The 12,716-nt window shown below is 67.0% G+C and carries 12 protein-coding genes and 3 tRNA genes; all 15 read right to left on the bottom strand.

From position 1 onward, the window contains the following. Window positions 1–70 precede the first annotated feature (70 nt). A complete protein-coding gene (gene rpoB, locus K228_RS0100135) occupies window positions 71–3,502 on the bottom strand; it encodes a DNA-directed RNA polymerase subunit beta (protein ID WP_025616591.1) in 3,432 nt (1,143 codons plus the stop codon). A gap of 560 nt (window positions 3,503–4,062) precedes the next feature. Next, complete coding sequence (rplL, locus tag K228_RS0100130) at window positions 4,063–4,449, bottom strand: 50S ribosomal protein L7/L12 (protein ID WP_018252475.1); 387 nt, start codon at window positions 4,447–4,449, stop codon at window positions 4,063–4,065. A gap of 55 nt (window positions 4,450–4,504) precedes the next feature. Next, entirely contained in the window at window positions 4,505–5,050 is a 546-nt protein-coding gene (rplJ, locus tag K228_RS0100125) for a 50S ribosomal protein L10 (RefSeq protein ID WP_018217071.1), read from the bottom strand. Between the two features lie 398 nt (window positions 5,051–5,448). After that, window positions 5,449–6,165, bottom strand: a complete 717-nt coding sequence (gene rplA, locus K228_RS0100120; protein WP_025616590.1) for a 50S ribosomal protein L1 — start codon at window positions 6,163–6,165, stop codon at window positions 5,449–5,451. A gap of 80 nt (window positions 6,166–6,245) precedes the next feature. Continuing rightward, window positions 6,246–6,677: a 50S ribosomal protein L11 gene (gene rplK, locus K228_RS0100115; protein ID WP_018222569.1), complete on the bottom strand. Its 432-nt coding sequence runs from the start codon at window positions 6,675–6,677 to the stop codon at window positions 6,246–6,248. Between the two features lie 193 nt (window positions 6,678–6,870). Beyond that, window positions 6,871–7,599 (bottom strand): transcription termination/antitermination protein NusG, encoded by a 729-nt coding sequence (gene nusG, locus K228_RS0100110; RefSeq protein ID WP_025616589.1) that lies wholly within the window; start codon window positions 7,597–7,599, stop codon window positions 6,871–6,873. A gap of 38 nt (window positions 7,600–7,637) precedes the next feature. Next, window positions 7,638–8,018, bottom strand: a complete 381-nt coding sequence (gene secE, locus K228_RS0100105) for a preprotein translocase subunit SecE (protein WP_025616588.1) — start codon at window positions 8,016–8,018, stop codon at window positions 7,638–7,640. A 212-nt stretch (window positions 8,019–8,230) separates the two neighbouring features. Continuing rightward, window positions 8,231–8,303: transfer RNA gene (locus K228_RS0100100), tRNA-Trp, on the bottom strand. Between the two features lie 124 nt (window positions 8,304–8,427). Then, a complete protein-coding gene (locus K228_RS0100095; protein ID WP_025616587.1) occupies window positions 8,428–8,820 on the bottom strand; it encodes a MaoC family dehydratase in 393 nt (130 codons plus the stop codon). A 1-nt stretch (window position 8,821) separates the two neighbouring features. Further along, on the bottom strand, window positions 8,822–9,268 hold the full coding sequence (locus tag K228_RS0100090) for a MaoC family dehydratase N-terminal domain-containing protein (RefSeq protein ID WP_025616586.1): 447 nt from the start codon (window positions 9,266–9,268) through the stop codon (window positions 8,822–8,824). Window positions 9,269–9,381: 113 nt separating this feature from the next. Further along, window positions 9,382–9,549, bottom strand: coding sequence for a 50S ribosomal protein L33 (gene rpmG, locus K228_RS0100085; protein ID WP_012184342.1), 168 nt, complete (start codon window positions 9,547–9,549; stop codon window positions 9,382–9,384). 133 nt (window positions 9,550–9,682) lie between these two features. After that, window positions 9,683–9,755 (bottom strand) — tRNA-Met (locus tag K228_RS0100080). Window positions 9,756–9,779: 24 nt separating this feature from the next. Next, window positions 9,780–9,852, bottom strand: a tRNA-Thr gene (locus tag K228_RS0100075). A 92-nt stretch (window positions 9,853–9,944) separates the two neighbouring features. Further along, on the bottom strand, window positions 9,945–12,476 hold the full coding sequence (locus K228_RS0100070; RefSeq protein WP_025616585.1) for a putative bifunctional diguanylate cyclase/phosphodiesterase: 2,532 nt from the start codon (window positions 12,474–12,476) through the stop codon (window positions 9,945–9,947). Between the two features lie 35 nt (window positions 12,477–12,511). Next, window positions 12,512–12,658, bottom strand: coding sequence for a hypothetical protein (locus tag K228_RS28690; RefSeq protein ID WP_188116144.1), 147 nt, complete (start codon window positions 12,656–12,658; stop codon window positions 12,512–12,514). Between the last annotated feature and the right edge of the window lie 58 nt (window positions 12,659–12,716).

Genomic DNA, 12,716 nt, shown 5'->3' with positions numbered 1-12,716 from the left:
CGGGCCGGCCGGCACACTTTCCGGATCAGGCCGGAAGTGCCAGGCCCGGCCAGCCCGCAACCCTCGCCACTCACACCTCTTCGACCGAGCTCGGCTCGCGCCGGGACAGGTCGATGCCCAGCTCCTCCGCGGCCCGGAACACCTCGTCGTCGGTCTCCCGCATCTCCAGGGCCACACCGTCGCTGGAAAGCACCTCGACATTGAGGCAGAGCGACTGAAGCTCCTTGAGTAGCACCTTGAACGACTCCGGAATGCCCGGCTCCGGGATGTTTTCGCCCTTGACGATCGCCTCGTAGACCTTCACCCGGCCGAGGACGTCATCGGACTTGATCGTCAGCAGCTCCTGCAGGGCGTACGCGGCACCGTACGCCTGCATCGCCCAGCACTCCATCTCACCGAAGCGCTGGCCACCGAACTGCGCCTTACCACCCAGCGGCTGCTGCGTGATCATCGAGTACGGACCGGTCGACCGTGCGTGGATCTTGTCGTCGACCAGGTGGTTGAGCTTCAGGATGTAGATGTAGCCGACCGCGATCGGGTCCGGCAGCGGCTCACCGGAGCGACCGTCGAAGAGCTGGGCCTTGCCCGACGAACCGATCAGCTGCTTGCCGTCCCGGTTGGCCCGGGTGGACGCGAGCAGACCGGAGATCTCCTCTTCGCGGGCGCCGTCGAAGACCGGGGTGGCCACGTTGCTGTCCGGCTCGGACTCGTCGGCACTGATCGCCTGGAGCTGCCGCTTCCACTCGGCGTCGTCGCCCTCGACCTTCCACCCGGTCTTGGCCACCCAGCCGAGGTGCGTCTCCAGCACCTGGCCGATGTTCATCCGAGATGGCACACCGAGCGGGTTCAGCACGATGTCGACCGGGGTCCCGTCCTCGAGGAACGGCATGTCCTCCACCGGCAGGATCTTGGAGATGACGCCCTTGTTGCCGTGCCGGCCGGCGAGCTTGTCGCCGTCCTGGATCTTCCGCTTCTGCGCGACGTAGACCCGGACCAGCTCGTTGACGCCCGGCGGCAGCTCGTCGCCCTCCTCGCGGGAGAAGGTGCGCACCCCGATGACCGTGCCGGTCTCGCCGTGCGGCACCTTCAGCGAGGTGTCCCGGACCTCACGCGCCTTCTCACCGAAGATCGCACGGAGCAGCCGCTCCTCGGGGGTCAGCTCGGTCTCGCCCTTGGGCGTGACCTTACCGACCAGGACATCGCCGGGAACGACCTCGGCGCCGATCCGGATGATGCCCCGCTCATCGAGGTCGGCGAGCATCTCCTCGCTGACGTTCGGGATGTCACGGGTGATCTCTTCCGGGCCAAGCTTGGTGTCCCGGGCGTCGACCTCGTGCTCCTCAATGTGAATTGAGGTCAACACGTCCTGCTGCACGAGGCGCTGCGACAGGATGATCGCGTCCTCGTAGTTGTGCCCCTCCCAGGTCATGAACGCCACGAGCAGGTTACGCCCGAGCGCCATCTCGCCGTCGTCGGTACACGGACCGTCGGCGATCACCTGGCCGGCCTCGACCCGGTCACCCTCGAACACGACCGGCTTCTGGTTGACGCAGGAGCCGGCGTTGGAGCGGCGGAACTTGTGCAGGAGGTAGGTACGGCGGTGGCCGTCGTCCTGGTGCACGGTGATGTAGTCGGCGCAAAGGTCCTCGACGACCCCGCCGAACTCGGCGACCACCACGTCACCGGCGTCCACCGCGGCCCGGTACTCCATGCCGGTGCCGACCAGCGGCGCCTCGGCCTTGACCAGCGGCACCGCCTGACGCTGCATGTTCGCGCCCATCAGCGCGCGGTTGGCGTCGTCGTGCTCGAGGAACGGAATCATCGCGGTCGCGACCGAGGTCATCTGCCGCGGCGACACGTCCATGTAGTCCACAGCCGCCGGGGGCACATCCTCGGTCTCGCCGCCCTTACGACGGACCAGGACGCGGTCCTCGGCGAATGAGCCATCCGCCCGCAGCGGCGCGTTGGCCTGCGCCTTGACGAAGCGGTCCTCCTCGTCCGCGGTCAGGTAGTCGATCTGGTCGGTGACCCGACCGTCAACGACCTTCCGGTACGGCGTCTCGATGAAGCCGAACGGGTTGACCCGGGCAAAGGTGGACAGCGCGCCGATCAGACCGATGTTCGGGCCTTCCGGCGTCTCGATCGGGCACATCCGGCCGTAGTGCGACGGGTGCACGTCGCGGACCTCGAATCCGGCCCGCTCCCGGGACAGACCACCGGGGCCAAGAGCACTCAGCCGACGCCGGTGGGTGAGGCCCGCCAGCGGGTTGGTCTGATCCATGAACTGGGACAGCTGAGACGTGCCGAAGAACTCCTTGATCGCCGCCACCACCGGACGGATGTTGATCAGAGTCTGCGGCGTGATCGCCTCGACGTCCTGCGTGGTCATCCGCTCCCGAACGACCCGCTCCATCCGGGACAGGCCGACCCGGACCTGGTTCTGGATCAACTCGCCCACGGTACGCAGCCGACGGTTACCGAAGTGATCGATGTCGTCGGCCTCGTAGCCCTCCTCCCCGGCGTGCAGCCGGCAGAGGTACTCGACGGTGGCGACGATGTCGTCCTGGGTGAGAACCCCGGTGTCGATCGACAGGTCCAGCTCGAGCTTCTTGTTGAACTTGTACCGGCCGACCTTGGCGACGTCATACCGCTTCGGGTTGAAGAAGAGGTTGTCGAGCAGGGTCTGCGCGTTCTCCCGGGTCGGCGGCTCGCCCGGACGCAGCTTGCGGTAGATGTCCAGCAGCGCCTCGTCCTGGCTGGCGATGTGGTCCTTCTCGAGCGTGGTCATCATCAGCTCGGACCAGCCGAACCGCTCGCGGATCTGCTCCGCCGTCCAACCGATAGCCTTGAGCAGCACGGTGACGGCCTGCCGACGCTTACGGTCGATCCGAACCCCGACGGTTTCGCGCTTGTCGATGTCGAACTCCAGCCAGGCACCCCGACTCGGGATGACCTTCACGCTGGAGAGGTCGCGGTCGGAGGTCTTGTCCGGCTGCTTGTCGAAGTAGACGCCCGGCGACCGGACGAGTTGGCTGACGACGACACGCTCGGTACCGTTGATGATGAAGGTGCCCTTCGGCGTCATCATCGGGAAGTCGCCCATGAACACCGTCTGGCTCTTAATCTCGCCGGTGGTGTTGTTGGTGAACTCCGCGGTCACGAAGAGCGGGGCGCAGTAGGTGAGATCCTTCTCCTTGCACTCCTCGATCGAGGCCTTGACCTCGTCGAAGCGTGGGGCCGAGAAGGAGAGTGACATGGTGCCGGAGAAGTCCTCAATGGGACTGATCTCGTCGAGAATCTCCGCGAGACCCGAGCGCGCGTGCGGATCGTCCGCCGACCGGCCCTGCCACGCCTCGTTGCCGACCAGCCAGTCAAAAGACTCGGTCTGAATGGCAAGGAGGTTGGGGACCTCGAGGTGTTCGGTAATCCGACCGAAAGAAACTCGGCGGGGAGCGAAAGCGCTCGACGTACGACTGGTCTTCGCAGGGCGGGAAGCTGCCAAGATGCGTCCTTCCGAGGACCGGTGCTGCAGAACGGCTGGTACGCGCGCACTCCAATAACCCCACCAGAAATATCCACAAACGGACATTTCCGAGCAGGGGTAAATTCGGAAGGCAGCGCAAACTAGCAGTGTAGCCGAGAGGCAAGCCTCTGTCCAGCCAACCCCGCAGGTCATCGCGGAACGCGCCTCGGGACCTCATGCCGGGCCGCTCAGAACGCGACGCTCCCACCGGGCCACCTGCGACCATCGGGCGATCATCTCGCCGAGGGCCTCAGCCAAGTGGCGGCCGTTGCAAGCGCGGAAGGTCTTGCTGGGTTCAGCGTGCCTGCCGGGCCGGGCCGCGTCAAGGGCCGGTTACCGCCCGCTGCGACCCGCCACCCCCCAGCCAGCGCCGGAGCCGCCGGCACCACCACGGGCACAGCACAGATGCCCGGCTCGGCAACGGCGGCCCGCGCCACCAACACGGGCGGGCGGCGATCCGCTGACCGGATCACCGCCCGTCGTGCCGGAATGTGCCCCGGCTCAGGTACACCGGGCCACCCCGTAGGGTTAACGCAAGGTCACTTGAGGGTGACCTTGGCGCCCTCGCCCTCGAGCTTGGCCTTGGCCTTGTCGGCCGTCTCCTTGTTGGCCTTCTCCAGGATCGCCTTCGGCGCGGACTCAACCAGGTCCTTGGCCTCCTTGAGACCCAGGCCGGTCAGCTCACGCACGACCTTGATGACCTGGATCTTCTTGCCACCGTCGGCCTCAAGGACGACGTCGAACTCGTCCTTCTCCTCCTCGACCGGGGCAGCAGCACCGCCGGCCGGGGCGCCAGCGGCAACGGCGACCGGAGCCGCGGCGGTGACCTCGAAGGTCTCCTCGAACTGCTTCACGAACTCAGAGAGCTCGATCAGCGTCATCTCCTTGAACGCGTCGAGCAGCTCGTCGGTGCTGAGCTTCGCCATATCTGGCGTCCTTTCTCAAGTGGTGTTGCTAAGAATCGTGTGCACCGGGGCGGCCTCAGGCCGCCTCGGCGCCCTCCTTCTCGCGCTTGTCCTGCAGGGCAGCCGCCAGGCGGGCCGTCTTGGCCATCGGCGCCTGGAACAGCGACGCGGCCTTGCTCAGGTTGCCCTTCATGGCACCGGCCAGCTTGGCCAGCAGCACCTCGCGGGACTCCAGGTCGGCGAGCTTCGTGACCTCGGCCGCAGAGATGGCCTTGCCCTCGAAAACACCGCCCTTGATGACCAGCTTCGGGTTGGTCTTCGCAAAGTCGCGAAGACCCTTGGCCGCCTCGACGACGTCGCCCGAAACGAAAGTCAGCGCGGTAGGACCGGTGAACAGCTCGTCGAGCCCGGAGATACCCGCGTCCGCCGCGGCACGCTTGGCCAGCGTGTTCTTGGCGATGGTGTAGGTGGTCTCCGTGCCGAGCGAGCGCCGCAGCTGGGTCAGCTGGGAGACCGTCAGACCGCGGTATTCGGTCAGCACGGTCGCGCCCGCGTTGCGGAAGCTCTCGGTCAGCTCGACGACGGCCGTGGCCTTGTCGGCCCGGATCGGCTTGTCCGCCATGTCCCTCCTCTCTCGTTGCTCCAGGCTGGTCACCGTCGTCGGCGGTAACCGACGACGGATCCGGAGGAAACACGGCAACGAGAAAAGCCCCGGCGCAGGGCGCACGGGGCGAAAGGCTGGTGCTGGCACCATAGTCGGCGGACCACGGGAGACAGCCGACTTTCGCTTACCGCCCTGCGCGGGTCGCCCGTCTGCGCGGAACCTTCGACCGTGCCGAGGCACGGTGACCAGCGGTCTCTGGGTGGAACTTCGCCGCAAGAATACACGATGCCCCGGGGCGGCTGCCAAACCGCCCCCGCGAGCCGGCTACCCCACCGCTCGGCACCACCAGAGGGGTCAGCCAGAAAGCCGAACGGGGCCCCACCAGCTGGCGGGGCCCCGTTCAAACGCAGTCGTGCTCAGCCCTCGGCAGAGCCCTCCTGCAGGTTCTTCACCACGTTCGGGTCGATCGGAACACCCGGGCCCATCGTGGTGGTGAGGGTGACCTTCCGCAGGTACTTACCCTTGGCCGCGGACGGCTTCACCCGCAGGATCTCCTCGAGGACCGCCGCGTAGTTCTCCACCAGCTGGCTCTCGGAGAACGAGGCCTTACCGATGATCAGGTGCAGGTTGGAGTGCTTGTCCACCCGGAAAGCGATCTTTCCGCCCTTGATGTCCGCGACGGCCTTGGCGACGTTCATCGTCACCGTGCCGGTCTTCGGGTTCGGCATGAGACCGCGCGGGCCCAGGATCCGCGCGATCCGACCGATCTTGGCCATCTGGTCCGGCGTGGCGATCGCCGCGTCGAAATCGAGCCATCCGCCCTGGATCCGGGCGACCAGCTCGTCCGTGCCCACCTCGTCGGCACCGGCGGCGACGGCCTCCTCGGCCTTCGCGCCGGCGGCGAACACGATCACGCGCGCGGTCTTACCGGTGCCGTGCGGCAGGTTGACCGTGCCGCGAACCATCTGGTCCGCCTTACGCGGGTCGACACCGAGGCGCATCGCGACCTCGACCGTGGCGTCGAACTTGACCGAGGTGGTCTCCTTGGCCAGCTTGACGGCCTCGGCGGGGGTGTACAGCTTCGACCGGTCGATGGCCGCAGCCGCCTTGCGGTAGTTCTTGCTGTGCTGCATCTGTTGTTACTCCTGTGGTCTCTGGCGGGCCGCGGCGCTCGCGAGCCCTCCCACAAACGGGATCGGCGGGTCGGCTTCGGTCAGTCGACGACGTTCAGGCCCATCGACCGGGCGGTGCCGGCGATGATCTTCTCGGCCTGGTCGAGGTCCTTGGCGTTGAGGTCCGCCATCTTCTTCTCGGCGATCTCCCGCAGCTGGGCGCGGCTGACCTGGCCGACCTTCTCCAGGTGCGGGACGCCCGAGCCCTTCGCCACACCAGCAGCCTTGATCAGCAGCCGGGCAGCGGGCGGGGTCTTCAGCACGAAGGTGAACGTGCGGTCCTCGTAGACGCTGATCTCGGCGGGGACGATGTCGCCCCGCTGGGACTCGGTCTGCGCGTTGTAGGACTTGCAGAACTCCATGATGTTCACACCGTGCTGACCCAGCGCGGGGCCAACCGGCGGCGCCGGGGTGGCCTGGCCCGCCGGCAGCTGAAGCGTGAACGTCTTGACGAGCTTCTTCTTCGGAGGCATGTCACTTCCTGGGACGTGAAACGGGAATTCGCACCGCCTGTCGGGCATGCACGGTCAGCATGCCGCGTAGACGGCGACGTTCTAGGGTAGCGCACGCCGACGGCCGGCCTTCCGGGGTCCGGCTGCCAGCCGCCCTGGCCAGAAACGAGTACGTCGGCGGCGGGTATGCACCCACCGCCGACGTACTGAAAGGTCAGATCTTGGCGACCTGGTTGAAGTTCAGCTCCACCGGCGTCTCTCGACCGAAGATCGACACCAGCACCTTGAGCTTCTGCTGGTCGGCGTTGATCTCGCTGATCGTCGCCGGCAGGGAGGCGAAGGCACCGTCGGTGACGGTGACCGAGTCGCCGACCTCGAAGTCGAGGACCTTAACCTCGGGCTTCGCCTTCTTCTCCACGGCCTCGACCGCTGGCGCCAGCCACTTCAGCACCTCATCGAGGCTCAGCGGCGCAGGACGGTCGGCCCGGTCGGTGGCGCCCACGAAGCCGGTCACACCGGGCGTGTTCCGCACGCAGGAGTACGACTCCGCGGTGAGCTCCATCCGCACCAGGATGTAGCCGGGGAAGACCTTGGCCTGGATCTGGGAACGCTTGCCGTTCTTGACCTCAACCTCGTCCCGGGTCGGCACCTCGACCTGATAGATGTAGTCCTCCATGTCGAGGGAGGTGATCCGGGTCTCGAGGTTGGTCTTGACCTTGTTCTCGTAGCCGGCGTAGGAGTGCACCACATACCAGTCGCCCGGCGCGTAGCGCAGCTTCTGACGCAGCTCGGCGACCGGGTCGAACTCCTTCTCCTCGGCCGGCTCGCTGGCGCTGGCGGAGAGCTCCGGCTCGCTGGCGGCCTCAACCGACATCTCACCAGCCGCCGTCGCGACCGTGGACTGCTCGTCCACAGGCTCGGCGGTCTCGTCGTACTCAGGCACGCTTGCTCACTTCCGTCACTATCAGCACAGTCAGCCGGTCAGCTGGGGTTACCGAAGACCCACAGCACACCCTCGGCGAAGGCGAGGTCCAGGCCAGCCACGATCGCTAGCATCACGGCGACGAACACGATCACCACGGAGGCGTAGGTCAACAGCTCCTTGCGAGTCGGCCAGATGACCTTACGCAGCTCAGCCACGACCTCGCGGACGAATCGCGTGACTCGACCGAACGGCCCAACCTTGTCACCCTGGGCACGGCTCTTGGACCGGTCGACCGACTCGGCCCGGGACCGCGAACTGGTCGCGCTCTCACCCCGGGAGGCTGACTCCTTGTCGGCGCCGGCATCGCTGACAGCGTCGAGCTCGCCATCCGGACGCTCGTCTTCGGCATCCTCGCCGCGCCGCTTGTTGTCGGCCACATCGCCCTCCATCGCGGGATGTCGGTTCGCACGCCGTCACAGCATACGCGGCGTCTGGTCACGCCGGCCGGCCCGACCGTCCGCGACGGGCCGTAGCCGGCGGTCCGAACTAGGGGGCCCGAGTGCCTCGGAGCCGCCCCGCCGATACCACCACCACGGGCCGGACGTCACCAGCTGGCGACGCGACCCACGAAACGATCAGGCCTGAGGCGCAGGGGTGACAGGACTTGAACCTGCAGCCTGCGGTTTTGGAGACCGCTGCTCTGCCAATTGAGCTACACCCCTATGCGGCGAGCGTCACCTCACCCCGCCAAAACGGCTGGGCAGGGTCACGTGCCCCACGGCGGACCAGTGTACGGGTAGTGGCACGACTTTCCCAACCGGTCCGCCCTCGCGCGTCGAAGACCGGTCAGCCGGACGTCCGAATGGTCGCCTTCGCCTGCGACAACACCTTCTCCCCGTGGCAGGTCGCGGTGATGTCGATCCTGGTCAAGCCCGCGTCGGTGACCTCCCGAATCGCCGCCGTCACCTCGATCTCGGTGCCCTGCTCATCGTCTGGGACAACGACCGGCCGGGTGAATCGGACGCCGTAGTCGACCACCGCGTCGGCAGCGCCGGCCCACTCGGCGACGGCCCGGCCCACCAGCGCCATCGTGAACATGCCGTGGGCGATCACGCCGGGCAGTCCGACCGAGGTCGCGACCCGGTCGCTCCAGTGGATCGGGTTGAAGTCTCCCGAGGCACCCGCATAGCGAATCAGGTCCGCCCGGGTTACCCGGAATGTCTTGGTCGGCAGCTCCATCTCAGCCCTCCCCCCGTACGACAATCTTCGACCAGACGGTGACCACCGACTGACCATCGGGCGTGGTGACCTCGGTACGGGTGGTCAGGAACCCGTGCCCACCGCGGGTACGGACCTCCTCGATGGTGTTGACGCAGACCAACTCATCCCCCGCCACGACCGGGCGGGTGTAGACGAAGCGCTGATCGCCGTGGACCACCCGGCTGTAGTCGACACCGAGGTCCGGGTCCTCCACGATCTGACGGGTGGCGGCCATGGTGATCACGACCGGAAACGTCGGCGGGGCGACCACGTCCGGATGGCCGAGCGCGCGAGCGACGGTCGGGTCGTGGTGGGCCGGTTCGGTAGCGCCGATTGCGGTCGCGAACTCACGAATCTTCTCTCGGCCCACCTGGTAGGGGGCGGTCGGCGGATAGGTCCGGCCGACGAAGGAGGGGTCCAGGGACATGCCGCGAACCTACACGCAGAACACGGCCGCCGACCCACCCGACCGGCGGCTACATAGCCACGCGGGTCGGCGGATCGGCGACCGTGGGTTGAATCAGCGGCGGACCGCCCGGATCAGCGGGTCTCGCGGTGGATCGTGTGCCGGCCGTCGCGCGGGCAGAACTTCTTCAGCTCGATACGGTCCGGGTCGTTACGCCGGTTCTTGCGCGTGATGTAGTTGCGCTCCTTGCACTCCACACACGCCAAAGTGATCTTCGGCCGGACATCGGTCGCCTTCGCCACGGCGGAGTGCCTTCCTCGTAAATGGGTGACAACTACGGGCGCATCAGCCTACGCGCTGAGCACGTGGACATGCAAAGCGGGCGCCGAAGGCGCCCGTCCCATCATCCGCCGGGTGAGGCCCGATGGATGAAAGTAGCGGTGGCCGGACTTGAACCGGCGACACAGCGATTATGAGCCGCTTGCTCTGCCACCTGAGCTACACCGCCGGGTGGGTCCAGCCGGACCCTCTGAGCCCCCTTACGGAATCGAACCGTAGACCTTCTCCTTACCATGGAGACGCTCTGCCGACTGAGCTAAGGGGGCCTGCGCAACCACTCGGTGGCCGTGCAGAGGTAAGCCTACACGGCCAGATCGCGGAGCTGAAATCGGATCCCCGGTGGCCCGTGGGGCACAGCTCACGGCACGACCCGAAGCCGCGGTGGCTCCCCCGCCGCCACCGCCTCCGACTCCACCTGGGCGCCGAACCACGCCTCCAGCCGCTCATAGGGCAACGGGCGGCTGAACAGGAACCCCTGCCCGTACTCACACCCAATGTCCTGGAGCAGCTCCAGGGTCAACTCGCTCTCCACCCCCTCGGCCACCACAGCAAGGCCGAACTGCTGGGAGAGGGTGACCACCGCGTTGACGATGGCCAGGTCCCCGGGGTCGGTCGCCATCCCCTGCACGAACCGGTGGTCGACCTTCACCTCGTGCACAGGGAGCCGGCGCAGGTGCGCAAGCGACGAGTTACCCGTGCCGAAGTCATCCACCGACAGGCGGACTCCCAGATCACGCAGGCGCCGCAGGGTCGGAATGGGGCGGTCGGTGCCGTCCAGCACCCCGGACTCCCGGATCTCCAACGTGAGCCGCTGCGGCGGCACCCCGTACTCCTCGAGCAGTTCCCGCACCCGCTCCGGGAAGTGCTGGTCGGTCAGCGTACGCGGGGAGAGGTTGACCGCGACGGAGAGCGGGTGACCCCCGGGCGCCCAGTCATGGCTACGCCGTAGCCCCTCCCGGAGCACGAACTCGGTGAGCCGCCCCAGTTGACCGGTGTACTCCGCAACCGGCACGAAGTCCTCCGGCGAGACCGATCCGTGGGCCCGATCGTTCCAACGGGCAAGGCACTCGACGCCCACCAACCGCCGGTCCCGCAGGGTGACCTTCGGTTGGAAGTACACGTCCAATTCGCCGTTGTCCAGGGCTCGGCGCAGATCACCGGCCAGACCGAGCCGCCGACGCGACCGGGACTCCAGCGCGGGGTTGAACAGCTGGACGCTCCCGGGAGTAGATTTGGCCGCGGTCACGGCCAGGTCGACCCGTTGCAACAGCACGGTGGACCCACTGCCGTGGTCCGGGTGAACGGCGACGCCCACCGCCGTATCCACGTCAAGGGCGAGCCCGTCGAAGGTCATCACCGAACCGCTCTGCTCCCGCAGCCGAGCCGCCAAGTCCAAGGCCTCATTCGCCCCCTCCAGCCGGAGGGTCACGAGGAATTCGTCACCGCCAACCCGCCCCACCAACGCGGACGACGGCGCACACGAGCGAAGCCGCTCGGCGACCTCGACCAGGACCCTGTCCCCGGCGGCACGCCCAAGGGACTCGTTAACCTCCCGAAGTCTGTCCACATCAAACAGCAACAGTGCCACCACCTCACCCGGCGCTCGGATCTTCACTGCCTCGTCGAGTGCCTCGATGGCCCGCCGCCGGTTGGGCAGCTTGGTGAGCGTGTCGTGGTAAGCGTCGTGCCGCAGTCGGTCAACCAACCGGGAATTCTCGATTGCGACCGCGGTGTGCGCGGCGACAGTCTCAAAGACGGGGATGTCATCTGGGGTGAAATGGCCGCCGTCACTGAGCCGGTTGACGACCTCCAGCGTGCCGATGATCGCCTGTCCCGACCGCAGCGGGACGACGATCACGTCCTTCACCCCATGCCCAGCCAGATCCCGCGAGATAGCGGGAAGTTTCGGAAGAGCCCGCCCAGAGGCGAGCGTCTCACCGGACTCCCGGACCTGCTGACGCAGCTCGGCGGGGGTCTGGGCGACATCGAGCAGGCCCCGGTCGTCCACCCGGGCGCTGAGCAGCATCTCTGGAAAGCGCCCCAGTGCGGGGAGCCACAGGGTCGCGTACTCGGCCTGCATCAACGCCCGGATCCGGCCCAGCAGAACGTCGGCGATGGCGCCCTCCCGACCCCCATCGGTCATCGCCCGGGTAAGCTCGTACATGCTGCTCAGCATGCGATGCTGCCGGAGGAACTGCGCGTACGACCGAGTTATCACCACCATCGCGACGGCCAACACGGCGATCAACAACATCGACCACCAGGTCGACTCCAACGCCAGCAGCAGGATCAGACCGATCAACACGTTGATGGAGTTGACCAGCAGCGGCACCGGGGACCTGCGGAACAGCTCCCAGCCGGCCTGCCAGCCGTGCAACAAGCTCACGACGCCACTGATCGCGAGCAGGGAAACCACCGAGTTCACCGTCACCGCGGCGAACAGGACCGCCCACGTCCGCGGACCGACTCCATCCACACCGGAGAGCCCAACCAGGACGACGCCACCGAGTGAGGCTGCCGCGCCCTTGCAGGCCACGTTGAACCAGACCTTCACCGCAGCGAGCCGGCGCCAGTATTGCGCGACGAGGGCGGACAGCACCATGAGCGCCACAACCGTCAACGGCGGCAGGTAGTAGAAAGCCAGCACGAGTGGGATCTCGGTGGCGATCACCTCGAGCGCCTGGCGGCGTACGACGATCTGCAGGACGTGCGTGCTCGCCCCGACCATCGCGACAAGCAGCAGGGCCGTGGTGATGGTTAGGTTGCCTGACGACGACTCGGTCGTAAGCGCCAGGAAGACGGTACAGAACACCGCGACCATCGCCAGCGGGGCGGTGATCAGCCAGACCAACTCAACAGTCCTACGCACCGTCGGTGAACTGTCTGACATACCGCCTCCTGGTCGGCGGTGCGGACGCTAGCGAACTACTGCCCTTCCGCTGAAGCCGGGGCGCTCCAGCTGAAGTCGGCAAGCTGGGCGCTCGGCTCCAGCGCCAGCAGGCCACCCGCGAACGCAGCCATAACCGCGAGCGCGAGGACGGCACCACGCCAGCGACGCGTCGATTTAGACATAGGTGAACTCCTGTCGAGGGGACCGGAGGCTGTTACCGGTGCCACGATGGTGCCACAC

The organism is Salinispora cortesiana (genome assembly GCF_000484695.1).
Taxonomy (GTDB): Bacteria; Actinomycetota; Actinomycetes; order Mycobacteriales; family Micromonosporaceae; genus Micromonospora; species Micromonospora cortesiana.
Note: the sequence above shows the minus strand (reverse complement) of the source record. Positions and strands in the feature narration are given on the sequence as shown.